The sequence below is a fragment of the Rhizobium sp. PL01 genome (assembly GCF_033447125.1).
Classification (GTDB): Bacteria; Pseudomonadota; Alphaproteobacteria; order Rhizobiales; family Rhizobiaceae; genus Pararhizobium.
The window spans coordinates 355861-381249 of record NZ_JAWQUM010000003.1; the positions used below are offsets into that span (position 1 = coordinate 355861).

At 60.4% G+C, this 25389-nt stretch carries 26 protein-coding genes; 14 read left to right on the forward strand and 12 right to left on the reverse strand.

Annotation, left to right across the window (positions count from 1 at the left end; translation table 11 throughout):
* Positions 1-46: 46 nt before the first annotated feature.
* The 4 genes from betA to betI all read right to left on the reverse strand — a co-directional run bounded on the left by betA (position 47) and on the right by betI (position 5474).
* Positions 47-1699 (reverse strand): choline dehydrogenase, encoded by a 1653-nt coding sequence (betA, locus tag R6X40_RS09485; RefSeq protein WP_318412927.1) that lies wholly within the window; start codon positions 1697-1699, stop codon positions 47-49.
* A gap of 181 nt (positions 1700-1880) precedes the next feature.
* Complete coding sequence (betB, locus tag R6X40_RS09490; protein WP_318412929.1) at positions 1881-3344, reverse strand: betaine-aldehyde dehydrogenase; 1464 nt, start codon at positions 3342-3344, stop codon at positions 1881-1883.
* A gap of 1 nt (position 3345) precedes the next feature.
* Positions 3346-4875, reverse strand: coding sequence for a choline-sulfatase (betC, locus tag R6X40_RS09495; protein WP_318412930.1), 1530 nt, complete (start codon positions 4873-4875; stop codon positions 3346-3348).
* The gene (betI, locus tag R6X40_RS09500) at positions 4872-5474 is read right to left on the reverse strand and encodes a transcriptional regulator BetI (RefSeq protein WP_318412932.1); all 603 of its coding nucleotides are present in this window, start codon (positions 5472-5474) and stop codon (positions 4872-4874) included. The genes betC and betI overlap by 4 nt, the downstream gene beginning before the upstream one ends.
* Before the next feature lie 154 nt (positions 5475-5628).
* On the opposite strand from betI, the gene R6X40_RS09505 reads away from it, so the two are divergent.
* Together R6X40_RS09505 and R6X40_RS09510 are read left to right on the forward strand one after the other, a co-directional pair.
* Complete coding sequence (locus R6X40_RS09505) at positions 5629-6066, forward strand: EamA family transporter (RefSeq protein WP_318412933.1); 438 nt, start codon at positions 5629-5631, stop codon at positions 6064-6066.
* A 101-nt stretch (positions 6067-6167) separates the two neighbouring features.
* Entirely contained in the window at positions 6168-6716 is a 549-nt protein-coding gene (locus R6X40_RS09510; RefSeq protein ID WP_318412935.1) for an HdeD family acid-resistance protein, read from the forward strand.
* A gap of 37 nt (positions 6717-6753) precedes the next feature.
* Here R6X40_RS09510 and R6X40_RS09515 read toward each other — a convergent pair whose 3' ends face one another.
* Complete coding sequence (locus tag R6X40_RS09515) at positions 6754-7320, reverse strand: TetR/AcrR family transcriptional regulator (RefSeq protein WP_318412936.1); 567 nt, start codon at positions 7318-7320, stop codon at positions 6754-6756.
* A 77-nt stretch (positions 7321-7397) separates the two neighbouring features.
* Between R6X40_RS09515 and R6X40_RS09520 the strand changes: the two genes are divergently transcribed.
* On the forward strand, positions 7398-7820 hold the full coding sequence (locus R6X40_RS09520; protein ID WP_318412938.1) for a hypothetical protein: 423 nt from the start codon (positions 7398-7400) through the stop codon (positions 7818-7820).
* 291 nt (positions 7821-8111) lie between these two features.
* The gene (locus R6X40_RS09525; protein WP_318412939.1) at positions 8112-9911 is read left to right on the forward strand and encodes a GGDEF domain-containing protein; all 1800 of its coding nucleotides are present in this window, start codon (positions 8112-8114) and stop codon (positions 9909-9911) included.
* Positions 9912-10032: 121 nt separating this feature from the next.
* Here R6X40_RS09525 and R6X40_RS09530 read toward each other — a convergent pair whose 3' ends face one another.
* Positions 10033-10290: a DUF1344 domain-containing protein gene (locus R6X40_RS09530; RefSeq protein ID WP_318412940.1), complete on the reverse strand. Its 258-nt coding sequence runs from the start codon at positions 10288-10290 to the stop codon at positions 10033-10035.
* A gap of 272 nt (positions 10291-10562) precedes the next feature.
* Here R6X40_RS09530 and R6X40_RS09535 point away from each other — a divergent pair, with 272 nt between their 5' ends.
* On the forward strand, positions 10563-10802 hold the full coding sequence (locus R6X40_RS09535) for a hypothetical protein (RefSeq protein WP_318412942.1): 240 nt from the start codon (positions 10563-10565) through the stop codon (positions 10800-10802).
* A gap of 90 nt (positions 10803-10892) precedes the next feature.
* Positions 10893-11891, forward strand: a complete 999-nt coding sequence (locus R6X40_RS09540; protein ID WP_318412943.1) for an NAD(P)H-quinone oxidoreductase — start codon at positions 10893-10895, stop codon at positions 11889-11891.
* A 286-nt stretch (positions 11892-12177) separates the two neighbouring features.
* On the opposite strand, the gene R6X40_RS09545 is transcribed toward R6X40_RS09540, so the two are convergent.
* Both R6X40_RS09545 and R6X40_RS09550 read right to left on the reverse strand, forming a co-directional pair.
* Positions 12178-13791: a hypothetical protein gene (locus R6X40_RS09545; protein WP_318412945.1), complete on the reverse strand. Its 1614-nt coding sequence runs from the start codon at positions 13789-13791 to the stop codon at positions 12178-12180.
* 131 nt (positions 13792-13922) lie between these two features.
* The gene (locus R6X40_RS09550; RefSeq protein ID WP_318412947.1) at positions 13923-14660 is read right to left on the reverse strand and encodes a DUF3750 domain-containing protein; all 738 of its coding nucleotides are present in this window, start codon (positions 14658-14660) and stop codon (positions 13923-13925) included.
* Between the two features lie 75 nt (positions 14661-14735).
* On the opposite strand from R6X40_RS09550, the gene R6X40_RS09555 reads away from it, so the two are divergent.
* Genes R6X40_RS09555 through R6X40_RS09565 form a run of 3 tightly spaced genes read left to right on the forward strand, consistent with a single transcriptional unit; the run spans position 14736 to position 16356 of the window.
* Complete coding sequence (locus tag R6X40_RS09555) at positions 14736-15740, forward strand: asparaginase (protein ID WP_318412949.1); 1005 nt, start codon at positions 14736-14738, stop codon at positions 15738-15740.
* 42 nt (positions 15741-15782) lie between these two features.
* Positions 15783-16064: a type II toxin-antitoxin system RelE/ParE family toxin gene (locus R6X40_RS09560; RefSeq protein WP_318412951.1), complete on the forward strand. Its 282-nt coding sequence runs from the start codon at positions 15783-15785 to the stop codon at positions 16062-16064.
* Positions 16039-16356, forward strand: a complete 318-nt coding sequence (locus tag R6X40_RS09565) for a HigA family addiction module antitoxin (RefSeq protein WP_318412953.1) — start codon at positions 16039-16041, stop codon at positions 16354-16356. The genes R6X40_RS09560 and R6X40_RS09565 overlap by 26 nt, the downstream gene beginning before the upstream one ends.
* A 3-nt stretch (positions 16357-16359) precedes the next feature.
* On the opposite strand, the gene R6X40_RS09570 is transcribed toward R6X40_RS09565, so the two are convergent.
* Positions 16360-17112 carry a DeoR/GlpR family DNA-binding transcription regulator gene (locus tag R6X40_RS09570; RefSeq protein WP_318412955.1) on the reverse strand — a complete coding sequence of 251 codons (753 nt, stop codon included), beginning with the start codon at positions 17110-17112 and terminating at the stop codon, positions 16360-16362.
* A 101-nt stretch (positions 17113-17213) separates the two neighbouring features.
* On the opposite strand from R6X40_RS09570, the gene R6X40_RS09575 reads away from it, so the two are divergent.
* Positions 17214-17570: a DUF4406 domain-containing protein gene (locus R6X40_RS09575; protein ID WP_318412957.1), complete on the forward strand. Its 357-nt coding sequence runs from the start codon at positions 17214-17216 to the stop codon at positions 17568-17570.
* Between the two features lie 107 nt (positions 17571-17677).
* On the forward strand, positions 17678-18298 hold the full coding sequence (locus R6X40_RS09580; RefSeq protein ID WP_318412958.1) for a glutathione S-transferase family protein: 621 nt from the start codon (positions 17678-17680) through the stop codon (positions 18296-18298).
* A gap of 148 nt (positions 18299-18446) precedes the next feature.
* Here R6X40_RS09580 and R6X40_RS09585 read toward each other — a convergent pair whose 3' ends face one another.
* Positions 18447-18644, reverse strand: coding sequence for a hypothetical protein (locus R6X40_RS09585; protein WP_318412960.1), 198 nt, complete (start codon positions 18642-18644; stop codon positions 18447-18449).
* Between the two features lie 92 nt (positions 18645-18736).
* On the opposite strand from R6X40_RS09585, the gene R6X40_RS09590 reads away from it, so the two are divergent.
* Positions 18737-19639 carry a LysR substrate-binding domain-containing protein gene (locus R6X40_RS09590; RefSeq protein ID WP_318412962.1) on the forward strand — a complete coding sequence of 301 codons (903 nt, stop codon included), beginning with the start codon at positions 18737-18739 and terminating at the stop codon, positions 19637-19639.
* Positions 19640-19642: 3 nt separating this feature from the next.
* Here the strand turns inward: R6X40_RS09590 and R6X40_RS09595 are convergent, their stop codons facing one another.
* Positions 19643-20308, reverse strand: coding sequence for a glutathione S-transferase family protein (locus tag R6X40_RS09595; RefSeq protein WP_318412964.1), 666 nt, complete (start codon positions 20306-20308; stop codon positions 19643-19645).
* 105 nt (positions 20309-20413) lie between these two features.
* A complete protein-coding gene (locus R6X40_RS09600; RefSeq protein ID WP_318412966.1) occupies positions 20414-21787 on the reverse strand; it encodes a TIGR03808 family TAT-translocated repetitive protein in 1374 nt (457 codons plus the stop codon).
* Between the two features lie 232 nt (positions 21788-22019).
* On the opposite strand from R6X40_RS09600, the gene R6X40_RS09605 reads away from it, so the two are divergent.
* Both R6X40_RS09605 and R6X40_RS09610 read left to right on the forward strand, forming a co-directional pair.
* Positions 22020-24326 carry an EAL domain-containing protein gene (locus R6X40_RS09605; RefSeq protein ID WP_412178360.1) on the forward strand — a complete coding sequence of 769 codons (2307 nt, stop codon included), beginning with the start codon at positions 22020-22022 and terminating at the stop codon, positions 24324-24326.
* A gap of 202 nt (positions 24327-24528) precedes the next feature.
* Complete coding sequence (locus R6X40_RS09610) at positions 24529-25317, forward strand: L,D-transpeptidase family protein (protein ID WP_318412968.1); 789 nt, start codon at positions 24529-24531, stop codon at positions 25315-25317.
* Positions 25318-25389 lie beyond the last annotated feature (72 nt).

Sequence of the window (25389 nt, forward strand, 5' to 3'; positions counted from 1 at the left end):
ACACGGGTTTGCGGTCGCCGGGCAGCAATCTTCCCGGCGCCAGACTTTACCGGTCGCTGGTCTCCCAGCGCGGGTTGATCCACGGTTCCTGGTTCGAGCGGGGCAGGGGCTGCTTTCCGAGAATATGATCTGCGGCCTTCTCGCCGGTCATGATCGAGGGGCCGTTGAGGTTGCCATAGGTCACATGCGGGAAGATCGAACTGTCGGCCACGCGCAACCCATCGACGCCGATCACCCGGGTTTCCGGGTCGACCACCGCCATCGGGTCGCGGGCATCGCCCATCCGGCAGGTGCCGCAGGGGTGGTAGGCGCTTTCCAGATGCTCGCGCAGGAAGGCATCGATCTGGTCATCGGTCGTGACAGTCTCGCCCGGCTGGATTTCCGGGCCGCGATACTGGTCGAACGCCTGCTGGCCGAAGATTTCGCGGGTGAGGCGGACGCAGTGCCGAAACTTCTCCCAGTCTTCCGGGTGGCTCATATAGTTGAACTGGATGACCGGATCGGCCTTCACGTCTGGCGAACGCAGGGTGACCGAACCGCGCGACTTCGAATGGTTGTAGCCGACATGCACCTGGAAGCCATGGCTCTTGGCCGCCGCCTTGCCGTCATAGGAAATGGCGACCGGCAGGAAATGATACTGGATATCCGGCTGCTTGACGCCGGGAGCCGAGCGCAGAAAGGCGCAGGCCTCGAACTGGTTGGACGTGCCAAGGCCCGATTTGGTGAACATCCATTGCGCGCCCGCTACCCCTTGCCAGAACCAGGGCAGCCAGGAATAGAGCGACACCGGCTTGGTCGAAACCTGCTGGAAATAGAACTCCATATGGTCCTGAAGGTTGGCGCCGACGCCCGGCCGGTCGGCCTTCACCTCGATGCCCATCTCCTTCAGATGCGCGCCTGGCCCAATGCCGGAGAGCATCAGCAATTTGGGCGAGTTGAACGAGGAGGCCGAGACGATCACTTCGCGGTTGGCCTTCACCACTTCGATCTTTCCGCCACGCTCGATCTCGACACCGACAGCCCGGCCATTCTCGATGACGATCTTGCGGGCGTAACAGCGGATGAGCTCGACATTCGGCCGCTTCAGCGCAGGTTTGAGGTAGGCGGATGCCGCAGACCAGCGCTTGCCGTTGTGGACCGTCTGCTCCATCAGGCCAAAGCCTTCCTGCTTGGAGCCGTTATAGTCGTCCGTCAGTTCGAAGCCGGCCTGTTTTCCGGCCTCGACGAAGGCATGGAACAACGGGTTCGTGTTCGGTCCGCGCCGGACATGCAGCGGCCCGTCAGTGCCGCGCCAGCCCTCTTCGCCGCCATGCGAATGTTCCATCCGCTTGAAATAGGGCAGCACGTCCGCGTAGCCCCAGCCGCGGGCGCCAAGCTCTTCCCACTCGTTATAGTCCTCCATCGAGCCGCGCACATAGACCATGCCGTTGATCGACGACGACCCGCCAATCACCTTGCCGCGCGGTGCTGTGATGCGCCGGTTGTTGAGATGCGGCTCAGGCTCGGACAGATAACCCCAATTGTAGCGGCTCATACTCATCGGCCATGCGAGTGCCGCCGGCATCTGGATAAACGGCCCGAAATCGCTGCCGCCGAATTCCAGCACCAGTACGGTATTCTTGCCGTCCTCGGACAGGCGATAGGCGAGTGCGGAGCCTGCGGAGCCCGAACCGATGATGACGAAATCTGCGCTTTGCATGGTGCCCTCTTGAATGTGCTGGTGCGTTCGGCGTGTCGGTGATCTCCCCCCTTGAGGGGGAGATGTCGGCGTCGCCGACAGAGGGGGGTAGGCCAGCCCGGAATGTGAGGAGAATTACCCCCTCTGTCCCTCCGGGACATCTCCCCCTCAAGGGGGGAGATCGGCCGCTAACTCGCGCTTCTCAATACGGTGACTGCACCGGCGACATCGCTACATAGACGCTCTTCAGCTCTGTGTAGTGATTGAGCGCGGCCAGCGAATTTTCCCGCCCGAAACCGGACTGTTTCGATCCGCCGAACGGCACTTCCACAGGCGCCAGATTATAGGTGTTGATCCACAGGGTTCCGGCCTCAAGCCGGTCCACCACGCGGTGGGCGCGGGTAAGGTCGGAGGTGAAGACGCCGGCCGAGAGGCCGAATTCCGTGCCATTGGCGCGGGCGATCACATCGTCTTCGCTGTCGAAATCAAGCACGCACATGACCGGGCCGAAGATTTCCTCGCGGGCGATGGTCATCTCGTCGGTGACATCGGCAAACACGGTCGGCTGGATATAGGTGCCTTCAGTCGATACGTCGTTCGGGATGCCGCCGCCGGTCAAAAGCGTCGCCCCCTCGGCTTTGCCCTTCTCGATATAGGCAAACACCTTGTCGAGCTGGGCGCGCGAGACCATCGGGCCGAGCTGGGTTTCTTCAACCATCGGATCGCCGATGATGATCTTTTCGGTGCGCTCCTTGAGGCGCGACAGGAACTTGTCCTTGATGCCCTTCTGCACGAAGACGCGGGTGCCGTTCGAGCAGACCTGTCCCGTCGAATAGAAATTGCCGAGCATGGCGCCGCCGATGGCGCTTTCGAGATCGGCATCGTCGAAGACGATCAGCGGCGACTTGCCGCCGAGTTCCATCGTTACGTGCTTGAGGCTGGATGCTGCAGCACCCGCCACCTTGCGGCCGGTCTCGACCGAACCGGTCAGCGACACCTTGGCGACGTCCTTGTGGTTGACCAAGAGCGGCCCGGTCGTCCGGTCGCCCTGGATAACATTGTATAGCCCCTTTGGCAGGCCGGCTTCGAAGAGGATCTCGGCGATCTTCAGCGCGCCGAGCGGGGTGTTTTCGGATGGCTTGAACACCATGGCATTGCCAGCGATCAGGGCCGGCGCACCCTTCCAGCAGGCGATCTGTTGCGGATAGTTCCAGGCACCGATGCCGACGCAGACGCCGAGCGGTACGCGCTTTGTAAAGGCAAAGTCGCCGCCGAGCGGAATGTAGTCGCCGTTGAGAGCCGCCGCTGCGACGCCGCCGAAGAACTCGAACGCGTCTGCACCGGAGGTCGGATCGGCGACGATGGTTTCCTGGATCGGCTTGCCGGTGTCGAGCGTTTCAAGCTCCGACAGTTCGCGGTTACGCTCGCGCATGATGTCGGCGGCGCGCTTGAGGATACGGCCGCGTGCGGTCGGGCTCATTGCTGCCCATTGCCCTTGAGCGCGCTTGGCGGATGCGATCGCCTTGTCGACGATGGCGGGCGTGGCGGCATGCAGCCGGGCGATGACTTCGCCGGTCGCCGGATAGATGCTGTCGAAGGCAGCGCCTGCGATATCCTCGACATATTCGCCGTCGATGAAGTGGGAGGCTGGCGGTTGGGCTTTCATGTCATTCCCCTCGCGGAAAGCGTTTGGATTCTTCGAGATTGTCGAGATTCATGTGGTTGCGCATGTAGCGCTCGGAAGCCTTTTGCAGCGGCTGGTGATCCCAGGGATAATAGGCGCCGTTCCTCAGCGCCTCGTAGACGACCCAGCGCCGTGCCTGGCTTTCGCGCACGGCGGAATCGAAGGCTTCCATGTCCCAGCGGCTGTCGCGCATCGCCTGGAACGCGCGCAATGTCGGCGCATGGGCGGCAACCCCGGCAAGGTTGGTCAGTTCCAGCGGGTCGGCATCAAGATCGTAGAGTTGGTCCGGATCAAGCGGGCAATGGATATATTTCCACTTGCCTTCGCGGATGCCGACCAGCGGCGCATAGGAACCTTCAGCGGCATATTCCATCAGCACCGGGGCGATGCGCTCCTCACCGTTGATGACCGGAACCAGGCTTTCGCCGTCGGTCCAGGGCATGATGTCGTCCATCGAGATCCCGGCGAGATCGCAGAGCGTCGGCGTCAGGTCGAGATTGGAGGTCGGCGCCAGATGCAGGCCGGGCGTGATGCCTGGACCGGCGACCATCAACGGCACGCGGGCCGAGCCCTCGAAGAAGTTCATCTTGAACCAGAGGCCGCGCTCGCCGAGCATGTCGCCATGATCCGAGCAGAACAGAATCAGCGTGTCGTCGAGCATCCGGGTGCGGGTCAGGGTATCGACGAGTTCGCCGACCTTCTCGTCGAGATAGGAAATATTGGCGAAATAGGCCTGCCGCGACCGGCGGACATTGTCTTCGGTAATCGCGAATTTCTGGTAGTCGCAGGCGTGCATCAGCCGCTGCGAATGCGGATCCTGTTCTGCAAGCGCGATCTCGCCAATCTCGGGCAGAAGCTGGTCGCAATCATTGTAGAGATCCCAGAATTTCCGCCGCGCCACATAGGGGTCGTGCGGATGCGTAAACGAGACCGTCAGCGCCCACGGCCGGCGCGCGGCATCACCATGCTCGCGAGACAAGTGATAAAGTTTCTGGTTGGCGAGGAAGGCGACTTCGTCGTCATATTCCATCTGATTGGTGATCTCGGCCGTACCGGCACCGGTGACGGAGCCGAGATTGTGATACCACCAGTCGATCCGCTCGCCGGGCTTGCGGTAATCCGGCGTCCAGCCGAAATCGGCGGGATAGATATCCGTCGTCAGCCGTTCCTCAAAGCCATGCAGCTGGTCAGGCCCGACGAAATGCATCTTGCCCGATAGCGCGGTGTAATAGCCGGCGCGGCGCAGGTGGTGCGCATAGGTCGGGATCGACGAGGCATATTCGGCGGCATTGTCGTAGACCTGCGTGCGGCTCGGCAATTGTCCGGCCATCAGCGAGGCGCGGGCAGGGGCACAAAGCGGCGAGGACGTATAGTTGTTGCGGAAGCGCGCCGAGCGCTTGGCCAAGGCCCTCATGTGCGGCGCGTGCAGGAATTCCGCCGGGCCGTCCGGAAAGAACTTTCCGTTCAGCTGGTCGACCATGATGATGAGAATGTTCGGCCGTCCCGTGGTCATGCGGCATCTTCCTGTAGTTGGCAGGCATGGAGATTAAGCGTGATATAGTCGTCGGTCAGCGCGATCGATGCTTCTGCCGTCACCGGCGAGGAGCCGAGCGCCCGGCGAATATAAAGCCCGTCGATCATCGCTGCCGTGCCCTCTGCGATGCGCTGCGCATCATCTGCGACACAGAGCGCTTTCAGATTTGCGACAAGATTGGAATGCAGACGGCGCGCATAGATGACCAGAAACCGCCGCGTCTCTTCGGATCGCTGCGCCTCGGAGTAGAAGGCCAGCCACGCCGCGATGGTTTCTGGCGCGAACTGGTCGGCCTGGAAACTGACCCGCACAATCGCTGACAGCCGTTCACGGGGCGTCGCGGCGCTCTTAAGCGCCGTCACGGTATCGTTGCGCAGCTGCCTTAGAAGGGAACGCACCGTCTCGACCAGCAACTGTTCCTTGCTGCCGAAATAGTGGTGGGCCAATGCCGCCGAGACGCCCGCCTGACGGGCAATGTCGGACATGGTGACCGACAGCGTGCCCTGATCGCCGATCACATGCAGCGCGGCATCCACAAGCGCCTTGCGGCGCACCGGTTCCATTCCGACTTTCGGCATCGTTTGTCCTTTGGTTGCTGCCAGTGTATTTTTGATTGATCCATCAATCAATAAAAAATCGACGCTCTGACCAAGGATTTTCTTGCCATTGAAACGGCTCCCGGTTTCAACTGCTGGCGGCTGCGCCGAGCGGCAATGCAAGAGGATCATGTCTATGAAATATCTGTTCTCCTCATGGCAGGCATGGGCGCTGTTGTCCGCAGCGTTTGCAGCACTCACCGCCATCTTCGCCAAGATCGGCATCGAGAACGTCAATTCCGATTTCGCCACCTTCATCCGCACGATCGTCATTCTGCTTGCCATCGGCCTGATGCTGCTTCTGACGGGAAACTGGCAGCCGCCGGCGTCGGTATCGGGCAAAAGCTGGTTGTTTCTGGTTCTGTCGGGCCTTGCCACCGGCGCGTCCTGGCTCTGCTATTTCCGGGCGTTGAAAATGGGGAATGCGGCACAGGTTGCGCCGGTCGACAAGCTGAGCGTCGTACTCGTCGCCATGTCCGCCGTGTTCTTTCTGGGGGAAAAATTGTCGCCGGCACATTGGCTGGGCGTCTGCATGGTCGGCGGCGGTGCGGTGCTTCTGGCGCTGAAGATCTAGAGCAGTTTCTGAGTAATACGTGTTTGAGTGGCGCGTGTTAAAGCGTTATTATTCTATCTGGGATTACATCATTTTCATTCTTTTGAATTGAAGGTTGTATTATGGCTCAGAATTCCGAAATCGCACTCAGGCCTTCCCTCCGCGAAAAATGGGGATGGTTCGTCGCCCTTGGCGTGGCGCTGATCATGGGCGGCGGCATCGCCTTCGGCAATGTCATGGCCGCAACGGTGGCGTCGGTCTATTATGTCGGCATGCTCATGCTGATCAGCGGCATACTGCATCTGGCGCAGGCCTTTCGTGTCAAGAAATGGGAAAGCGTGTTCTACTGGATTCTCAGTGGCGCCTGCTACACCGTTGCGGGCGTTTTCGCCTTTCTCAATCCGATGCTCGCCTCGGCCGCACTGACGTTTTTGATGGCGATCGCATTGCTCGTCGCCGGCGCGCTTCGGATCTGGACCGGGTTCAAGCTGCGTCCGCTCGACGGGTGGGGATGGATCGCCGTTGGCGGTGTGGTCACGCTGCTTGCAGGCCTCATCATCGCCGCCGGATGGCCGGTCAACAGCCTGTGGATCCTCGGCCTGTTCCTGGCGATCGATCTGGTCATGCAGGGCCTCGCCCTCATCGCCTTCGGGGTTCTTGCCAAGGGATAGGGCCCGCCCGAGACATGGGAACGGATCGCCTGTTGCTTCAACTGTCGGCCAGGAGATCGGTCAGAAGATTGAGCATATCCCCCCTCAGGTCGGCAAGGCCCTCGGCCGCCAGGGTTTCAAGCCCGATGAGCGCGCCATAGAGCAGGCGCGCTTTCGCTGCGCCCTGATCCGCCGTGAAACCACCCGTTCCGAATAGTTCCGCGACATAAGCAAGCCTGTGTGTATCGACGGTTTTAAGCGCACCGGCTGCTGCCGCATCGTGGCGGCCCCATTCGCGGATGGCGCTTTCAGCGAGCATGCCGCCATAGGGCAGGCTACGGTCTCCGGTGGCTTCTTCAACCAGCAATCTCAACCGGTCGCGGGGTGAACCACCCGCCGCCTCGATGTCGGCGATAATCGCGCCGGTGGCAGCGCGTGACCAATGCTCCAGCATCTGCGCCTTCAGATCAGGTACATCCTTGAAATGCCAGTAGAACGATCCCTTGCTGACCTTAAGGTCACGCGCGATCGCTTCGGCCTTGATCGCCTGAACACCGCCAGCACTCAGTGTGCGAAACGCGGCCTTGATCCAGTCATCAGCAGAAAGGGTGGTTTTTGTTTGCATGGAGTTTCCATACGTCAGCGTATTGACTCGATCAAGTCCCGCCGATACATACGCTGCCGTATGGTAACGGAGCCTCAATGATGAACAAATGGATTTTTGCGGCGGGCGTGCTGTCGTCCGTAACCTTTGGAATACACGTGTTTGCGGGTGGGTCGGATGTTCACGAACCGCTGCTTGCTACCGGCCTGTCCGCCCTGTTGAAGACTTATATTTCCATGCTCTGGCATGGTGTCACTGCCGTGCTGTTGATCAACAGCGCAGCCCTGCTCGTGGCTGCGTTCCATCGTCACCTCGAGCGGCCCATCGTCTGGGCTGTCGTCCTGCAATACATCGCCTATGGGGGCCTGTTCTTCGGCTACGGGCTGGCCTATCTCGGCACCGCCTGGACGACGCCGCAATGGTTGGGTTTTCTGGCAATTTCGATACTGGCCATGGCTGGCTTGCGGGCCGGCAAACACCCGTCGCGCAGGGCTAAGAAGTACGAACTCCTGCAAGGCTGATTCAATGCATTGGAAAAGGCCGCTAGCACCTTGAAACGAATCCGGTTTCTCTGAGCGTCCCTCGATACGGATACCCCCGCCGCCCCGCCGGGCGTCGGGTTGCGAAGCTAAACATGAATTCCTAATGAAACCATTGATTTCACAGATTGATTTCGAATTGTTCCGGGTACCCTCCCAGGTTGATCCGCCGTCATCAATCTTTCATAAAAGCTTCATCTTGGGGCAAGACTTCGTTGAGACTTGATGGGGATTCTGGCGCGGCTGTTCCCACTCGTATTCCAGGAGCCCGGCATGTCCGCCGTCCCCGTCGAAATGCTGTCCCTGCGCCGCTTTGGTGATGATCAGATCGTCACACTGGCCAAGCTCGCGATCGAAAATGCTTTCCAGCCGATCGCCGAGATCGCGACCGGTGCTGTGTTCGGCTATGAAACGCTGATGCGCGGTTTCGAGCGGCTTGGCTTCAAGTCGCCGATCGAACTGCTCGACAAGGCGGAGGAGGCAGGTCAACTTCTGGCGCTGGAGCATATGATCAACACCCGCGCCTTTGCCGGGTTTGCCGGCCTGGCGGATTTTTCCTCACGCACTTTGTTCGTCAATTTCGATAGCCGGTTGATCGGCCAGGAAGGCGATCTCGTCGAGCGGCTCGGCAACCACCTGAAGCGCGCCAATATTCCGCCGTCGTCGATTTGCTTCGAACTGTCCGAGCGTTTCGATAGCGGCAAGCTGCCGGACTTTTCCGGCCTGGTGAAAAAACTTCGGCTGGCCGGTTTCAAGCTGGCGATCGATGATTTCGGCGTTGGCTTCAACGGCTTGAAACTGCTCTGTGACCAGCCGGTGGACTATCTGAAGATCGACCGGCATTTTATCTCCGGCATCGAATCCAGCCCGCGAAAGCGCCATATGGTGCGCCACACGGTCAACACCGCCCATGTGCTCGGAACACGGGTGATCGCCGAAGGTGTCGAGACCGAAGCGGAATTCGCCACCTGCCGGGATCTCGGCTGCGATCTCGTCCAGGGTTATTTCGTTGCCCGCCCGACCGTGCATCTCGCCGACCTGCAGCCGGCCTATCCGCATCTGGAACAGACCGCCGGTGCCCGCCGTCAATCGACCTCGCTCGACAGCATCCTCATCCGCAAGCAGGTCGAGCAGGTACCGGCGCTGCGCGAGAATGACGATCTGGATTCGGTGTTCGAACTGTTCCGCCGTTCGCCGCAGCGCAGCTTCTTTCCGGTGCTGAACGCCAATGGCGAGCCACGCGGCGTGCTGCACGAGTATCACGTCAAGGAGATGATCTATCATCCGTTCGGCCGCGACTTGCTGAAAAACCATCTTTATCAGCGCCATATCTCGCATTTCGTCAGTCCCGCACCGATTGCCGATGTGGAGACACCGGCCGACGAGATGCTGAAAATCTTTGCCGGCATGGACGGCAGCGACTGTGTCATCCTCACCGAAAACATGCGTTATGCCGGTATTCTGTCAGCCGCCTCGCTCCTGAAGATCATCAGCGAAAAACAGCTGAAGACCGCGCAGGAACAGAACCCGCTCACCGGCCTGCCGGGCAACCGAGCCATTCGCGATTACGTGCAGGGCGCGGTGCTTGATGCCGATGAAGCGCGGTATTTCTGCTATTGCGATTTCGACAGCTTCAAGCCGTTCAACGATCACTACGGCTTTCAGAAGGGCGATCTGGCAATCTCCCTGTTTGCCGCCCTGATGCGCCGGCATTTTATCGGCGAGGAAAAGTTTCTGGGCCATGTCGGCGGAGACGATTTCTTCATCGGCGTCAGTGGCTGGACGCATGCGGAGGTGACGACTGTTCTCTCCCGCGTTCTCTCCGAATTCCGCAGCGACGTGCGCCAGCTCTATTCGGCTGAACACCGCGAGGCAGGCTACATGACAGGCCATGGACGCAGCGGCGAAACCACTGTTTTTCCGCTGATGCGCTGCTCGATTGCGGTGCTGATCCTGCCGGAAGGCTTTGTCTTTTCTGACGCCCAGGCCGTCAGCGCCCGCATCGCCGAGATCAAGACCCTGGCCAAGGACAGCGATGACGGCCTGGTCTTCGAGACGTTTGGCAACGCATAGGGTTGATCCCGCCGAATAATCTGAAACGAAAACGGGCTGAAACCCATCATGGGTTCCAGCCCGCTTCTGCATGATCCCGAAGCGTCTAACCGCGATCGGGTACGCTCATGCAACAGTATCGCTACATCGCGGGCGTCACCGCCGTTGCCTGATGCTTCTTGCCCATCGTCTCATAGGCGATCGTGACTTTCTCGCCGACCTTGAGACCCGGATTCTTGAATGTCGCCGGCAGCATGTATTTGGTGCCGTTTTTCAAGGTTACGGTCATCGCTTTCATGTCATAGGCACGGATGGTTCCGGTCGTGGTACTCGCCGCAAAGGCAGCGGAGGACAGGGAAATGGCGGAAAGGATCGTCAATGAGGTCAGAAGAGCACGCATGGTGTCGTCCTTGTTTGGTCCTGCGCCGGGGTCTGCCCCTCGCATCGGAACCTGCCGTCTGAAAACCGTCTGAAAACCGTCCGAAGCCCGTCGCGTCGCGGCTGGGGAACCGCCGGCGGTTCCCGGTTTCGATTGTGACGCTAGGCCGGGTTTTTGGCGGTTTCAAATTAAAGAAACTTAATGTTTGCACGATTGTAGACGGCGCAATTTTGCCACTATGCAGCGCAGCGTTCGCTGCCCGGTATTCCGAGTCGAGCCAACGCGGGTGGCCGATGAAATACAACGGCTGTGCCGTTCAGGCTGGAGAAGAAGTTATTTTCTCGTCATTTGGGACGTCGCTTTGGAAATTTGCGATTGTCAAATCTTCCGTCATTCCTGTGCCCGTCACAGGAATCCAGCCAGCTCAAGTCCTTGAGCTGAAAGAGCCTTTTGACCCGACAAACGTCGGGTCGCTGGATCCCCGCCACAAGGGCAGGGATGACGGAGAGTGGGGTGCCGATCTCGCCAGATAATCGTTTTAGAGTTTGTCAGCGGTCTAAACGGCTTTGCCGTTTTCACCCGGCACGCTAGATAACCGGTCAGCATCCATCAAGGAGAACACCGTGACCCTGCCGAGCGAAATGACCTATGTCGATCTTCCGTCCCCCGGCGGCCCGGAAAAGATGGTTTTGGCACGCGGGCCTCTGCCTGTGTTGAAGCCCGGTGATGTCCTGATCCGTGTCGAGGCGGCCGGCGTCAACCGCCCGGACGTGCTGCAGCGGCTCGGCATGTATCCGCCACCGCCGGGCGCAAGCCCGGTCCTCGGGCTGGAAGTGGCTGGTGAAGTGGTTGCGATGGGCGAGGGGGCCGAAGGCTTCATCGTCGGCGACAAGGTCTGCGGCCTTGCCAATGGCGGCGGTTACGCCGAATTCTGCGCCCTGCCGGCAACGCAGGCGATGCCCTGGCCGAAGGGCTATGACGCGGCCCGTGCGGCAGCGCTTCCGGAAACCTTTTTTACCGTCTGGGCCAATGTCTTCCAGATGGCGGATCTGGTCGAAGGCGAAAAGATCCTCATTCATGGCGGCTCCAGCGGCATCGGCACCACCGCCATCCAGCTTGCCCGCGCCTTCGGTGCCGAAGTGTTCGTTACGGCCGGCAGCAAGGGTAAATGCGATGCCTGCGTTTCGCTCGGCGCAAAACGGGCGATCAATTATCGCGAGGAAGATTTTAAGGCCGTGATCCTGGAAGAAACCGGCGGCCGCGGCGTCGATGTCATTCTGGACATGGTTGGCGCGCCCTATTTCGATCGCAATATAGCAAGCCTCGCCAAGGATGGCCGCCTGTCGATCATTGCGTTTCTCGGCGGCGCCGTGGTCGAAAACGCCAATATCGCTGCCATTCTCGGCAAGCGCCTGCACATCATGGGTTCCGCCATGCGGCCGCGCACGGCGGTCGAGAAGGAATCGATCCGCGACGATCTGGAGGACAATGTCTGGCCGCTGCTGGAAAGTGGCGACGTCGCCCCGGTGATGCATGCCATCGTGCCGTTTTCCGAGGTTGCAGAGGCGCACCGGTTGATGGAAGCTGGCGATCATATCGGCAAGATCGTCATGACGTTCTAAAGTCTAAAACGCAGTGCTCTTGCAATCGGCAAGAATCGGATTACCTTTATCTCATCATCAATTGAACGAAAGGAAGGTGATCCAGTGTCTAATGAGATTTCGAACCTCGTAACGGGCATGGGAGTTGTAGTGGTAGGAACGAGGCAGCCCTCGATCTGAACCACCCTTCCTAACGGGTCGTGTCACCAGATGATACGGTCCGGGCCTCTTACCTGGCCAAAACTCATGGAGGGCCGCCCAGTGCGGCCCTTTTTGCTGAGCGCTTTTGGGAGGCACAAAGGCGGCGTCAGAATTCTCCGGCAAGACCGACGCGTACGCCGGGTGATGTCCCCGGTGACACCGAGACCGCGCCATTGAGCGTGACGGGGATCGTCAGGTCCAGCGTGTGGGCCAGCGAAAAACTTCCGGCCACTTCCCCATGATAGGTTGCCATATTGGCGGCCCAGGCCGTCTTTCCCGGTCCGGACGGCGTCACCGCTGCAGCCATTGCCATGGCAGCTGCGATCCCGCGCCGGCTTTCTCTTTGAAGATCGGATGTCTGCCGCTTCAACGAAGACACATCATTGGTAAGCCCCCCGAGATCGATATCCGAAGTGGCGAGATTGCCGGATGCGTCGCTGGTCACGATCCGTGTCGGCCCTTGTTGTGCCGCCCGGCTTGCGTTGGAATCGATCCCCGGCATCGTATACGTGCTTGAAGCGGTACCGATCGCCACCTGATTGTCGCGAGTGGCGGTCGCGCCCGCGCCGACCGCCGTGGCATTGTTGCCCGAAGCCACCGAATGAGCGCCAAGTGCCGTCGATCGGTCTCCGGATGCCGTCGCATCGGCGCCATAGGCCGCGCTATCCCCACCCGATGCCGTCGATCCGAAGCCCGCGGACAGCGCATTTGCACCCGTTGCAAGCGCATCTGCCGCACCGGCTGCGTTGTTGCCTGAGATGACGCCGGATTGCGTCACCACGCTGTTGGTTGCCTCAAGCCCTGCCAGCGCCGAGCCGACATCGGTATAGACAGTACCGCGCAGCGTGTAGCGCGGTCCTGTGAAAATACCAGTCGTGCTATCGAAGGAGGCGCCGCCGCCGAATGCCGCGGCCAGGCTATCGTCGGCCGCGCGCAGTTTCACTTCTGTCGTGGCCAGCTTGTCATCAACTGCGCGCAACTGGCGGACATTGACGGCATCGGTATCCGCCGTGCCACCGGCGACATTGGTGATCTGGCGTTCGCCACCGGCAGAGCCGATGGACAGCGCGCCTCTTGTGGAGGCGACGGCCACATTGCTGAAAGCCTCGAGACTGCCATTCATTCCGGCCCGATTGGCGACCGAATCCGAGCCGAGCGCTATCCCGCCCGCGGTGGAAACATTCGCGTCCCGGCCGAGCGCAACGCCGTCCGTCGCGGTGACGCTGCCGCGCAAACCAATCGCCAGCGCGTTCTCGGCGCCGACCCCGGTCACGGCTCCAGTTCCCATTGCAATGGCATTGGCATCATTGGCAACCGGGGCTGTGCCACCAACCGCGCCAAGCCCGTCGATTTTTCCGGCACCAATCGAAATACCCTTGGTGCTGTCGATCTCGACACTCTTGGCACTCAACCCACAGTCGCCAGGTGCCGTGACCAGATTGCCGTTCTTGTCGCGCACCGTGGCGCCGATATTCTTGCCGCCGAGCGCATCGACAACGTTTACATTGACATTGCCAACGATGGCGTTGAGCACCGGATCAAGCAGGCCTCCCAAGAGGCCGTTTGCTGTATTTGCTACTTGATTCAGCACGGGAACATCGACACTCAGGCCAGAGCAGACATCAATCAGCGATTCAGCCCTGACCTCTCCGGGTTGAAAATAGACGGACAGTGCCATCAGGCAGGATGTTCCGAGCAGGCGTGTCGATCGCGTTTTCATGGTCTGTCTCGCAATGTGCTGATATACAACTATTGCGACAACATGATTAACAACCTATTATTGCGCAACCAATAAAATACAATCTGATATCATGGCTGTAAGGCGTCTCTCCTGGCGAAAGGGTGAGATGCTCAGACGCCGAACCGCCCGAGCGCCGGGATCTTGATCGCCGGGTGCATCACGTCAAAACCCGCCACCAGCCCCATGAAATGCACCTCGAAACCGCTGCGCAGGCCTGCCGAGACGCCGAGCAGGCCATAGAGCGTCGCGTGCATGTCCATTCCGTCGGCATCGATCGAAAACAGCTTGCCCTCCGGCAGGTAATCGCGGCCAACCGCATCCGGTGGCAGCACCGCGCCAAGCTCCGGCACCGAGCGCAGCACGTGGGCGACGAAGGTGTTGGAGTTCGGTCCCGGCCAGATCCGGTAACCGCCGGGCGTCGAATAGGGATAGGACTGGATGGCCTGTTCGACCTTCGGGATCAGCCGGCTTGCCTCATCGCCTTTGACGCTGGTGACGAGGTACGGCGTGTTTGAGTACCAGCGCGCATCGGCCGGATAGCCGTTGCGACGGATTGGCGAACCCCAGCCGACCTTGTCGTAGCGGTTATAGGTCGTGTCGCCCTGTCCTTTGGTGACGATCCAGGAATGGCTGGCGACGGCCCCTTTCATGCCGCCGGTTGTGGCGGAGAAAATGTAGATCGCCGCGTCCTCATCGTCCTGCGGTTCCGGCAGGATATGGGCCGACGTCCAGTCGGCTTCGCGCCAGTTTCCCGGCCTTTCTTTGACATACCACCATCCGGCCGAGGCGAGTGCCGGCAGCAGATAGACGAATAGGATTGCAAGAAACAGCCTGCGGAGAAATTTCATGGATGGGTCCGGGTTTTGTGTTTCTGTGTCTTGGTCTAAAGACAGGGGAGATGTTGGATTTTTGAGGGCACAACCATGTCGAACCCGGTTCTTGTTGAAGTCACGCGCGGTAATCTGGTTGAAAGCCGCCATCGCGGCATGGTGATCGTTGTCGATGGCGATGGAAAGACCGTGTTTTCGCTTGGCGAGACAGATGCCGGTGTCTTTCCGCGTTCGGCCTGCAAGGCCATGCAGGCGCTGCCATTGATGGAGACCGGCGCTGCCGATGCCTACGGGTTCGACAAGCGGGCCTTGGCGCTGTCCTGCTCGTCGCACAATGGCGAGCCGGAACATGTGGCGCTGGCCGCCGAGATGCTGGCAGCGGCCGGCCGCGACGTCTCGACGCTCGAATGCGGCGCCCACTGGTCGGGCAATCAGGATACGATCATCAGCCAGGCACGCGCGCTGGAGCATCCCTCGGCGCTGCACAACAATTGTTCCGGCAAACATGCCGGCTTCATCTGCGCCTGCTGCCACAGTGGCGAGGAGCCCACCGGCTACGTCACCTACGATCATCCGTTGCAGCGTGAAATCCGCGGCGTCATGGAAAGCCTGACCGGTGCCGTGCTCGCCCATGACAATTGCGGCACCGATGGCTGCTCGATCCCGACATACGCCGTACCGCTGAAGGGCCTCGCTCACGGTTTTGCCAAAATGGCGACCGGCAGCGGCCTGGAACCCCTGCGTGCCAAAGCCTCGAAACGCTTGATCGAAGCCTGCATGGCCGAACCCTTTTTTGTGGCCGGTAGCAAGCGCGCCTGCACACGGCTGATGCAGACGGCACCCGGCCGCATTTTCGCCAAGACCGGTGCCGAAGGTGTGTTCTGCGCTGCCATTCCGGAAAAGGGCATTGCGATTGCGCTGAAATGCGAGGACGGCGCCACCCGTGCCGCCGAAGCCATGATCGCCGCCACGCTCGCCCGTTTCTTCACCGACGAACCGGAGCTGCACCAGAGCCTGATGGCGCAGGCCAACCATTCGATGAAAAACTGGAACGGCATCCATGTCGGCGACGTCAGGGTCACCGGCGCTTTTGCGTGAGCACATTCTTGAAAGCTATAACGCGATGCGTTATGGTTGGGCATGATCAAGAGTTTTGCTGACCGTGAAACTGAAAGTATCTGGAGCGGTCGGCGCAGTCGCAGGCTGCCTATCGAAATTCAGGCGATTGCGCTGCGAAAGTTACGCTTGATCAACGCCGCTAACAACCTGAATGATTTGCGCATTTCTCCGGGAAACCGGCTTGAGATGTTGAAGGGCAATCGCTCGGGGCAGCATTCCATCCGGATCAACGATCAATGGCGCATTTGTTTTATATGGCAGGAAGGTGAGGTGCATAATGTCGAAATCGCCGACTATCATTGATGACGATCTGCTGCCCAATCCGCATCCTGGCGAAATTCTGCTGCACGATTTTCTGGTGCCCATGGCGTTGAGTCAGAATGGTTTGGCCCGCGCAATTCACGTGCCGCCACGCCGCATCAACGAAATTGTCCTCGGAAAGCGCATCGTGACCGCTGATACCGACCTGCGGCTCGCCCGCTATTTTGGGCTTTCCGAAGGGTTCTTCCTGCGGCTGCAGACGGATCATGACATCATGGAGACGCGCCGGGAGTTGGGCGGTGAGCTGGCGCGCATCACGCCAAGAGCCGCATGATGCCTACGCCTCGATAATCCGCACGGCCTTCTGCCGGTAGGGCGCACTGGTCTCCGGTGCAATATCGGCGGGCATGATCAGAGCCGTGATCTCCTCGATACCTGCAATGCGATGCGGCGAGACGGCGCCGAATTTTTCCTCGGTCATCAGGACGATGGTTTCGGCCGATTGCGCTGTAATGGCGCGCTTGATGGCCGCTTCCTCATAATCTCCGGTCGAGAGCCCGTGCGATGGATGAATGGCGGTGGCGCCGAGGAAGAAGATATCGGGGCGGAGCGTGGCGATCGCCGCAAGAGCTGCAGCGCCGGTCGCAACCATCGAATGCTTGTAAAGCCTGCCGCCGATCAGGATCACCTCAGCCCGGTGTTTGTCCAGCAGCGCTGCGATTGCCGGACTGTGGGTGGCGATGGTCAGTGCCATGTCGCGGGGCAGGGCGCGGACCAGTTCGGCATTGGTCGTGCCGCCGTCGATGAAGATCAATTGTCCCCGGCGTACCAGTTCTGCGGCCTTGCGTCCCAGCCGCCTCTTGACGTCGGTGGACATCGTCTGGCGGGTTTCCAGATCCGGCAGCGGCGGCGTGACCGGCAGCGCGCCGCCATGCACCCGCTTCAAAAGACCGGCTGTTGCCATATCGCGCAGATCGCGCCGAATCGTGTCTTCCGACAGGCCGAGTTCCTGCGCCAGTTCGCCAGCCACGATCTGGCCATCGCTGGCCAGTCGTGCCGAAATCAATGCCCGCCGTTGCGAAGTCAGCATTCCAGTCTCCAAATCATTCTTGACTCCGCACGATATTGCATGATGTATCACGGGATATCCAGAATTATCTGGACATTTCGTGCAGAAAGCGGAGAGAACCCATGTTGATTTTGATTGCCGGGCCATATCGCTCCGGCACAGGTGATGACCCTGTGAAGATGGCGGAAAACCTCAAGCGCCTTGAGGAGCCCTCGCATGCGCTGTTTCAGGCCGGGCATGTGCCGATGATTGGCGAATGGGTTGCGTTGCCGATCTGGCATGCGGCGGGTGGCCGCGAGGTTGGTGATGATCTCTATGAGCAGATTTTCCACCCTGTTGCCGGACGGCTTTTGCAGCTGTGCGAAGCGGTTCTGCGTTTGCCGGGTGAGAGCAAGGGGGCCGACAACGATGTGCGGATCGCCCGCGAGCGCGGTATTCCGGTCTATTTTCGATTGGAGGATGTGCCTGCTCCGCTCTGACCACAATGGCGTGATCAGCCCCGAAACCGGCTGGTGAACGCCCGGCGCGATTGTTATCAGTTGCGCCGGAAAAACCGGCCTGTTGCCGGTCAAGGAAGGAGAAAGACATGTTGAAGCTGTATTTCACGCCGGGGACCTGTTCGCAGGCAGCGCATATCGCCCTTGAAGAAGCGGGTGCGGTATACGAGGCTGAAAGCATCGATTTTTCCAGGCAGCAGCAGCGGTCTCCGGAGTTCCTGCGCGTCAATCCCAAGGGGCGTGTGCCGGCGCTCGTGACGGACAAGGGTATCCTGACGGAATCGTCTGCCATCCTTGCCTATATCGGCCAGAGTTTTCCGGATTCAGCGATCGGCGTGCCGGCTGATCCGTTCGAGTTCGCCCGGATACAGGCTTTCAATTCCTATCTTTCCTCGACCGTGCATGTCGCCCATGCCCACGGCCGCCGCGCCAGCCGCTGGGCCGATGACGCCGCGGCGATCGCAGCGATGTCTGCAAAGGTTGCCGCCAACATGAGCGAATGTTTCGATCTCATCGAAAACAGCATGTTCGCTGGTCCCTGGGTGATGGGGGAGGTCTATTCGATTGCCGATCCTTACCTGTTCACGCTGGCCGGCTGGCTGGAAGGTGATGGCGTCGATCCCAAAAAGTTCCCGAAGGTTCTGGATCACAGCCGGCGGATGGCAGAGCGTCCGGCCGTCAAGCGGGTTCTGGCCTCAGCCGGGCACTGAGACTAGCGCAGGCCGGTCGCTGCGAAACTGGCGGCAAGGCGCTTCTGCACCTTGCCGCCCCGGCAAGCCGTTCGAAATCTGAGTTCGGCGTGCCGAGACAGGCCAGTGCCGGACGATACGGCCTCCGGTTCAAACCATCCGGCACGGCTCACGCCTGGCATGCCTCACGCGGTAACTTGGGTGACAGGCGCACGGTGTTGCCCGGAAACGGCAGGTCACCCAGTTCGCGGCTATCCATCCGGGCAATGTCGGGGTGGCGGAGCAGGTCGCGGCTCCAGTCTGCCGGTGTGTCATCGTCTGCGGCAGCGGGAAGCAGCTGGTCCAGTATCGAGAAAATCTTCACCATGGCATCACCATCCTTCTTCGATAGCCACATGATCCTCCCTGTTGGCAATAATTTCAATTGAGATTGCCGCGCATCGAATATAGAAAATCTATATGAAAGATCTGAACAGCATTCACCTGAATGGACTGCGGGCAGTCGAGGCCGCCGGCCGTCTCGGTTCGCTGCAGGCGGCGGCCGGCGAGCTTGGCGTCACCATCGGTGCCGTCAGCCAGCAGATCATCAAGACAGAGAAACAGCTTGGCCGCATCCTCTTTGAGCGCAGCCCGCGCGGTCTGGCTGCCACCGCGTTTGGCGAGAGCTTTTTGCCCCGGCTGACCGGCGGTTTCGAAACATTGGATCAGGCTGTCGCCTCGGCAAAGAGGCGGGATGAAACGATCCTGACAATCTCCGTCGCCCCGGTATTCGCGGCGCGGTGGCTGGTACACCGGCTGGATCGCTTTACCGAAAAACATCCCGATATTCGCCTGCGCATCGATGCGACGACGGCGCTGGTCAATCTGGAAAGCACCGGCGTCGATATTGGCATCCGCGTCGGCGCTGGCAATTGGCCGGGCGTCAAGGCCGAACTTCTCATCGGCCAGGAGGTCTTTCCCGTCTGTTCACCGGCCATTGCAGAAAAACTGAAAGAGCCGGCCGACATTCTAAAAATCCCGGCTGTCATCGACGGTCATTCCAATCTCAGCTGGGAGATGTGGCTGCGTGAAGTCGGCCTGCCGGGCAAAGAAATGGTGACGCGGCATGTGTTCAACGATGCCTCGCTCTGCCTTGATGCGGCCATTGCCGGTCAGGGCGTAATGCTCGCCTGGCAGACGCTCGCAGCCTATTCCCTGATCGAGAAGCGGCTGGTCATGCCTTTCCCGGTCCGGGCGACGACGGGGTTTGCGCATTATTTCGTCACGCCCCCGTCGCGCCGCGAAAGCAAGACGGTTTTGGCTTTCAAGCAATGGGTGCGTGACGAAATTGCCGAGAGCGTACGGCGCCTCGGTTTCGCATAGGTCTCACGCGGCCTGCACTTCCTTGCGCCGTCCGGCCATCATCGCTTCAAAGCCCGGCCGGGCATGGCAGCGGTCGAGCCAGGCTTTGACGCATGGGTGCCTGTCGAAGAGATCCGTCTCGCTCATGGCGTAACGCAGCACTTCCGCGAGGTTGAGATCGGCGACGGTGAAGCGGTTGCCGACCACGTAATCCTGTGACTGCAGGTGCTGTTCAAGCCGCGCCATCGGCCGTTCCAGCCCTTTGACGCAAGCTTCGATCAAGGCCTTGCCGTCGGGAGTATTCTCCTGCGCATTGTCATAGGTCAGCACGAGCTTCACCGAGTAGGGCTCGACCTCGGTCGCAGCCCAGAGCGTCCAGGCCGTTAGCTCGCCTTCTTCGCGCACGTTGGCACCGGCCAGCAGCCCGCCATGCTTGCGGGCAAGATAGAGATTGTTGGCGAGCGATTCCGCCAGCACCAGCCCATCATCCTCGATTGCCGGGATCAGCCCCATCGGGTTGACAGCGAGGAACGCCGGCGACTTGGTGTTGATCTGCGCTCCGGGCGCAAGCGGATCGGCGAGCCGCCGCGCCTGAATGACCGGCACGGACTTAAAAAGAATGCCGAGTTCCTCGGCCATCCAGTAGTTGCGCGAGGCGCGCGAGCAGTAAACTCCGTAGATCGTCAGCATATGTGTCCCCTCGGTGGAATTTTCGCCGTAAACTAGGCCAATCGCGCCGGGGCATGAAGCGTATGGCAGTGATACCAGACATGAAATCTTTTGATGTGACCGTTCTCAGGCGATCCGGTTGCCAGTGAGGGTCAGATGCGCGAACGCCTGGCTTCCGCCTGTCAGCAAATCGTCTGTCGCTTTGTCGTTCCAGCGATAACCGAGGATGGCGCCGTCCTTGACGTCCTGAAACAGGTTGTTGGCGATGAGCGCCGTGCCCGCACCCTCGACCACAGTGACGGCGCAGCCGCCGCCAGCGCCACGCACCAGATTGCCGGTCGCCACGATGCCGCGCATATAGGGTCCCCAGCCCAGCATCAGCCCCCATTTTGGCGCGTTCTCGATGGTGTTGCCGGAGATCACCGTGTCCGCTTCGGCAGCGATGCCGAAACCGAAACCGGCACCGTCATGCACATAGGGGCCGTCGAGATGCAGGTTGCGGACGATGTTGCCGCTAACGGTCGCCAGCCTGCCGCCCGCGTCGAAATTGAGGACCAGGATGCCGTTGGCGGCGCCATCGACCAGATTGCCGGCGACGATTGCGCCCTGAAAGCCGAATTCGGAATAGATCGCCGTTTCGCCGGACCGCAGGCACTGGTTGTTGGAGATCTGCACATTCGTGGCGGCGTTGGCGCGGATGGCGGAAAAGGCGCAGTCTGAAACGTGATTGTCGCTCACCATGACATTCCAGGCGCGGAAAATGTTGATGCCGTTGCCGTTCTCGCCGGTGCCGCCGTCGTTTCCGGCGATCTTGAACACCCGGTTGCCGCTGACCATCGTATTGTCTTCGCCCGCCTCCCAGCGATGCACCAGAATGCCGCCATTGCCGCAGTCGGATACTGTGTTGGCCGTGATCGCCAGCCGTTCGCTTTCCACCGCATAAATGCCGGAAAAGGCCGCCTGCGAAATGCTGTTGCCGGTGATCCGGCCGCCGCAACGCTCGGCATGGATGCCATGCTTCGATGCGCCCGTGATCGTGCAGTTCTCGATGGTGAGATCGGCTAAGCCGCGCAGATGCAGAAGTCCACCAGCGTCCCCGCCTAGCGATAGACCGCCGCCGTCGAAAACAAGATCCGACAGGGTCAGCTTGCCGGGCCCTTCGCCGGTGAGGAAGGGGCCGCCGCCGGTGTGGATCAGCCGCGTGCGGCCGGGAACGCCGCTGACCCAGAGCGTATCGGGCAGGGTGATGGCGGAAACGCGGTAGTCGCCGGCCGGCAGGAAAACCGGCATGCCCTTTTCCGCCGCCTCCTTGAAAAGCCGGTTGATAGCTTTGCTTTGATCACTGGTGCGATCGGGAGCGACGCCATAGCCGGAAATATCGATCGTGCCGCGCAGGCCGTCCTGTGCCGGTTTCATCGCCGCTGCCCCGGAAACGCGGGTGGCCGCCGCGTAAAACCCCATCGAGGCGATTGATGACAGAAGCAGGCGGCGGTTCAGCATGGCAAATCCTTTGGCTTGGTGAAGCACAGATCGTGCCACGGCGAGATGTACCAAAGCGATACGATTGGGAATGATGGCGGCAATTATAGGTTGATTTTTGTTTCGCTATTGTACGGAATGCGTTTATTCTGCCGTTGTATCTTTAGGGAAGAATAACTTATGGCTGCTAGAAGTTGGACTGGGGAACAAGGAAGAGACGGCTAGACCGGTATATCCGTCTTTGGAGGCCAGCTTGACGAAGAATTTGAGCCGCTATCGAAGGGATAGTGGAGCCAGGATTGCCAGCAACGACGACACGCAGCGATTGATCGCGGCAAGCCAGCGGCTTGCGGCCGAGGTCTCGCGCATGTTCGGCCCCGAACCCGACATCGCCGATCGCCATTACTGGCTCGAGACGATGATGAACCATATTCCCGACTATATCTACGCCAAGGATCTGGACGGCCGCTTTCTGATCGCCAATCAGGCGACGGTGACGGAAAACGGTTTTCGCGAAGCCCATGAGATCGTCGGAAAGACCGACTACGATATCCATACGCTCGACAATGCCCGCCATTTCGAACAGGCCGAGCACCGGGTGATCGAAACCGGCGAACCGATCTTCGGTATCGAGGAATTGAATGCGGTCAGCAAGGATGAGCGCTGGCTGATGACATCGAAGGTACCGCTGCGCGACAAGCAGGGGAACACCATCGGCATTGTCGGCATCTCGCGCGATATCACCGATCGCAAGCGGTCGGAGCGGCTTCTCCTCGGTCAGGCTCGCCTTTTGGAACTGATTGCCACCAGCACGCCGCTCTCCGATTTCTTCAAAGAACTGATCCTGATGATCGAGGCGCATCTGCCGGGTATCATCGGTTCGATCCTGCTTTTGTCACCGGACCAGAGACATCTTTTAACGGGGGCAGCACCGGGGCTCGACGAAGGTTATTGCGCTGCGATCCACGGTGTCGCCATCGGCCCCAAGGTTGGCTCCTGCGGCACGGCGGCTTTTCGTGGCGAACCGGTGTTTGTCAGCGATATCCAGTTCGATCCGCTTTGGGAGGACTATGCCGACATGGTCCGGCCGCTCGGATACCGGTCCTGCTGGTCTATGCCGATCCTCTCCTATCAGGGGCGAGTGCTCGGCACGTTCGCCCTTTATTCGCATCAACCCGGAACACCGTCGGTCGAGCAGACCGATCTCATTTCGATGGCGGCCCATCTTGCCGGCATCGCCATCGAGCGGCGCCAGTCGGAAGAACGTATCCAGTTCATGGCGCATCACGACGCCCTGACGGGTCTGCCGAACCGGGCCATGTTTGATGAGCGCGTCGCCAGCGCCCTGGAGCAGGCCCGTCTGAGCGGCCAGTGGGTGGCACTGGCCTTCCTCGATCTCGACAATTTCAAGCTGATCAATGACACGCTTGGACATCATGCCGGCGATGAGCTTCTGCGTGTCGTTGCTGCGCGGATGCTCGCCTGCGTCCGCAAGTCTGACATGATCGTGCGGGTCGGGGGCGATGAATTCATCATTCTCCTCAACAACCTGCCACCCGAGAGCGGCATCATGCTGTCCCGGCTGGAGACGATCCGTGCGGCGATTGGTGCGCCGGTGGTGCTGGCCGGCCGCAGCCTGCAGGTCAGCTGTTCGATGGGCGTCGTCTGTTATCCCGAGCACGGCGAAACTGCGACCGAACTTCTCGCCAATGCCGATTCCGCCATGTACCGGGCCAAGGAAGTTGGCCGCAACAATCTGCAGGTGTTCGATGCCCAGATGGCGGCCAAGGCGCATGAACAGTTGCGGCGCCATGAGGAACTGCGTGATGCGGTGACCCGCGGCGAATTCGTGTTGCATTATCAGCCACAGATGAACCTGAAGACGGGCAGGATTTTTGCCGCGGAATCGCTGCTGCGCTGGCAACACCCCGAGCGCGGCCTGATTTCGCCGGGCGAGTTCATTCCGCTAGCCGAGGAAACCGGCCTGATCGTGCCGATCGGCGATTGGGTGCTGAACGAGGCCTGCCGCCAGAACAAGGCCTGGCAGGATGCCGGCCTGCCGCCAATTGTCGTCAGCGTCAATGTGTCCGCGCGTCAGTTCAAGGAGCGCAACTGGGTCTCGAAGGTCGCCGCGGCGCTGGAGGACAGCGGGCTGGAAGCGCGTTATCTCGAGCTGGAATTGACCGAAAGCCTGATCATGCAGGATGTCGCTTCGGCGGTTGCCACCATGCACGAACTGGAAGCGCTTGGCGTCCATCTCGCCATCGATGATTTCGGCACTGGTTATTCCAGCCTCAGCGCGCTGAAGCGCTTTCCGGTGCGCCGCCTGAAGATCGACCGTTCCTTCGTCCAGGATATTCCGGGCGACGCCGACGACCGGGCCATTACCGGTGCGATCATTTCGCTGGCCCAGAAGCTGCAGATGCAGGTCATTGCCGAGGGGGTCGAAACACAGGAGCAGGTTGATTTCCTGGCGGCCAGCGGCTGTGACGACATTCAGGGCTATTTCTTCAGCCGGCCGGTCGCTGCGGCGGCCTTTGTTCCCCTGCTGGCGAAATAGGCCTGGCTGGGTTTCCTGTGACGTTTTTGCATCGCAGGCGCCTGCTCGCGCAGTCGTGATGGCATGGAAGGGCCGCAAGCCCCGATCCAGCCGCAATTGCCATACTTGTGGCAAGAGATCGGTATTTGTTGCCGGGATAGAATGCCTGCGCGGACATTGGCCGCGTCTTCGCCATATGCGTCAACGGAATATACAGAGTTCAATGACCTTCTCAAAAGCTCTCTCCCGCCGGCAGTTCCTCAATATGTCCGGGCTTGCGGTCGCCTCCGCTGGCCTTGCAGGCTGTACGTCGTCGATGAACACCGACCGCTTCCGCGCCGAAACAGCGCCGTATTTTCGCGATCCGTCCCAGGAGGGCCGTTTTGCCGATCCGCGCTATGGTGCAGCGCTCGAAGGTCCGGTCGGTGACGGCATGACCCCGACGGGCCTGCCGTTGCAATCCTCCTATTATGCCGAGATGTACGGCCCCAAGATCGACGGCGGGTTCAACATACCGGCGGTGCCATACGAACAGATCGACGCCCGCTTCTATCGCCAGCAGGTCGATAACACGTTCGGCGAGAAGCCGGGCACCATCATCGTCGATACCGGCGAGCGCTTTCTCTATCTCATCCTCTCCAACGGCTCGGCGATGCGTTATGGCGTCGGCATCGGCCGTGAGGGATTTGCCTGGTCGGGCAGGGGGGTGCTGCAGTGGAAGCAGAAATGGCCACGCTGGAAGCCACCGAACGAGATGGTCGCCCGCCAGCCGCATCTGGAAAAATACTCGATCGCCAATGGCGGCATGGAGCCAGGTCTCGACAACCCACTCGGCGCGCGGGCGATGTACATCTTCCAGAACGGCGAAGACACGCTCTATCGCCTGCATGGGTCGCCGGAATGGCAGTCGATCGGCAAGGCCGTCTCGTCTGGCTGCGTCCGTCTGATCAATCAGGATGTCATCGATCTCTATGACCGCGTGCGCGACAAGGCACCAATCCTGGTCATCTGAAAACACCGCGATCTGATAGCGGCTGGGCATACAGCGTACGGCGGTCGTGTCGCGGATATCGACATGTCAGCC

Excerpts from the sequence above, each read along its gene's own strand:
- R6X40_RS09610 (WP_318412968.1), top strand. The coding sequence starts at position 24,529 with ATGACCTTCTCAAAAGCTCTCTCCCGCCGGCAGTTCCTCAATATGTCC.
- betA (WP_318412927.1), bottom strand. The coding sequence starts at position 1,699 with ATGCAAAGCGCAGATTTCGTCATCATCGGTTCGGGCTCCGCAGGCTCC.
- R6X40_RS09570 (WP_318412955.1), bottom strand. The coding sequence starts at position 17,112 with ATGCTGACTTCGCAACGGCGGGCATTGATTTCGGCACGACTGGCCAGC.
- R6X40_RS09515 (WP_318412936.1), bottom strand. The coding sequence starts at position 7,320 with ATGCAAACAAAAACCACCCTTTCTGCTGATGACTGGATCAAGGCCGCG.
- R6X40_RS09555 (WP_318412949.1), top strand. The coding sequence starts at position 14,736 with ATGTCGAACCCGGTTCTTGTTGAAGTCACGCGCGGTAATCTGGTTGAA.
- R6X40_RS09575 (WP_318412957.1), top strand. The coding sequence starts at position 17,214 with ATGTTGATTTTGATTGCCGGGCCATATCGCTCCGGCACAGGTGATGAC.
- R6X40_RS09510 (WP_318412935.1), top strand. The coding sequence starts at position 6,168 with ATGGCTCAGAATTCCGAAATCGCACTCAGGCCTTCCCTCCGCGAAAAA.
- R6X40_RS09535 (WP_318412942.1), top strand. The coding sequence starts at position 10,563 with ATGAAATACAACGGCTGTGCCGTTCAGGCTGGAGAAGAAGTTATTTTC.
- R6X40_RS09525 (WP_318412939.1), top strand. The coding sequence starts at position 8,112 with ATGTCCGCCGTCCCCGTCGAAATGCTGTCCCTGCGCCGCTTTGGTGAT.
- R6X40_RS09560 (WP_318412951.1), top strand. The coding sequence starts at position 15,783 with ATGATCAAGAGTTTTGCTGACCGTGAAACTGAAAGTATCTGGAGCGGT.
- R6X40_RS09550 (WP_318412947.1), bottom strand. The coding sequence starts at position 14,660 with ATGAAATTTCTCCGCAGGCTGTTTCTTGCAATCCTATTCGTCTATCTG.
- betB (WP_318412929.1), bottom strand. The coding sequence starts at position 3,344 with ATGAAAGCCCAACCGCCAGCCTCCCACTTCATCGACGGCGAATATGTC.
- R6X40_RS09505 (WP_318412933.1), top strand. The coding sequence starts at position 5,629 with ATGAAATATCTGTTCTCCTCATGGCAGGCATGGGCGCTGTTGTCCGCA.
- R6X40_RS09590 (WP_318412962.1), top strand. The coding sequence starts at position 18,737 with ATGAAAGATCTGAACAGCATTCACCTGAATGGACTGCGGGCAGTCGAG.
- R6X40_RS09545 (WP_318412945.1), bottom strand. The coding sequence starts at position 13,791 with ATGAAAACGCGATCGACACGCCTGCTCGGAACATCCTGCCTGATGGCA.
- betI (WP_318412932.1), bottom strand. The coding sequence starts at position 5,474 with ATGCCGAAAGTCGGAATGGAACCGGTGCGCCGCAAGGCGCTTGTGGAT.
- R6X40_RS09530 (WP_318412940.1), bottom strand. The coding sequence starts at position 10,290 with ATGCGTGCTCTTCTGACCTCATTGACGATCCTTTCCGCCATTTCCCTG.
- R6X40_RS09585 (WP_318412960.1), bottom strand. The coding sequence starts at position 18,644 with ATGGTGAAGATTTTCTCGATACTGGACCAGCTGCTTCCCGCTGCCGCA.
- R6X40_RS09595 (WP_318412964.1), bottom strand. The coding sequence starts at position 20,308 with ATGCTGACGATCTACGGAGTTTACTGCTCGCGCGCCTCGCGCAACTAC.
- R6X40_RS09565 (WP_318412953.1), top strand. The coding sequence starts at position 16,039 with ATGTCGAAATCGCCGACTATCATTGATGACGATCTGCTGCCCAATCCG.
- R6X40_RS09520 (WP_318412938.1), top strand. The coding sequence starts at position 7,398 with ATGATGAACAAATGGATTTTTGCGGCGGGCGTGCTGTCGTCCGTAACC.
- R6X40_RS09600 (WP_318412966.1), bottom strand. The coding sequence starts at position 21,787 with ATGCTGAACCGCCGCCTGCTTCTGTCATCAATCGCCTCGATGGGGTTT.
- R6X40_RS09580 (WP_318412958.1), top strand. The coding sequence starts at position 17,678 with ATGTTGAAGCTGTATTTCACGCCGGGGACCTGTTCGCAGGCAGCGCAT.
- betC (WP_318412930.1), bottom strand. The coding sequence starts at position 4,875 with ATGACCACGGGACGGCCGAACATTCTCATCATCATGGTCGACCAGCTG.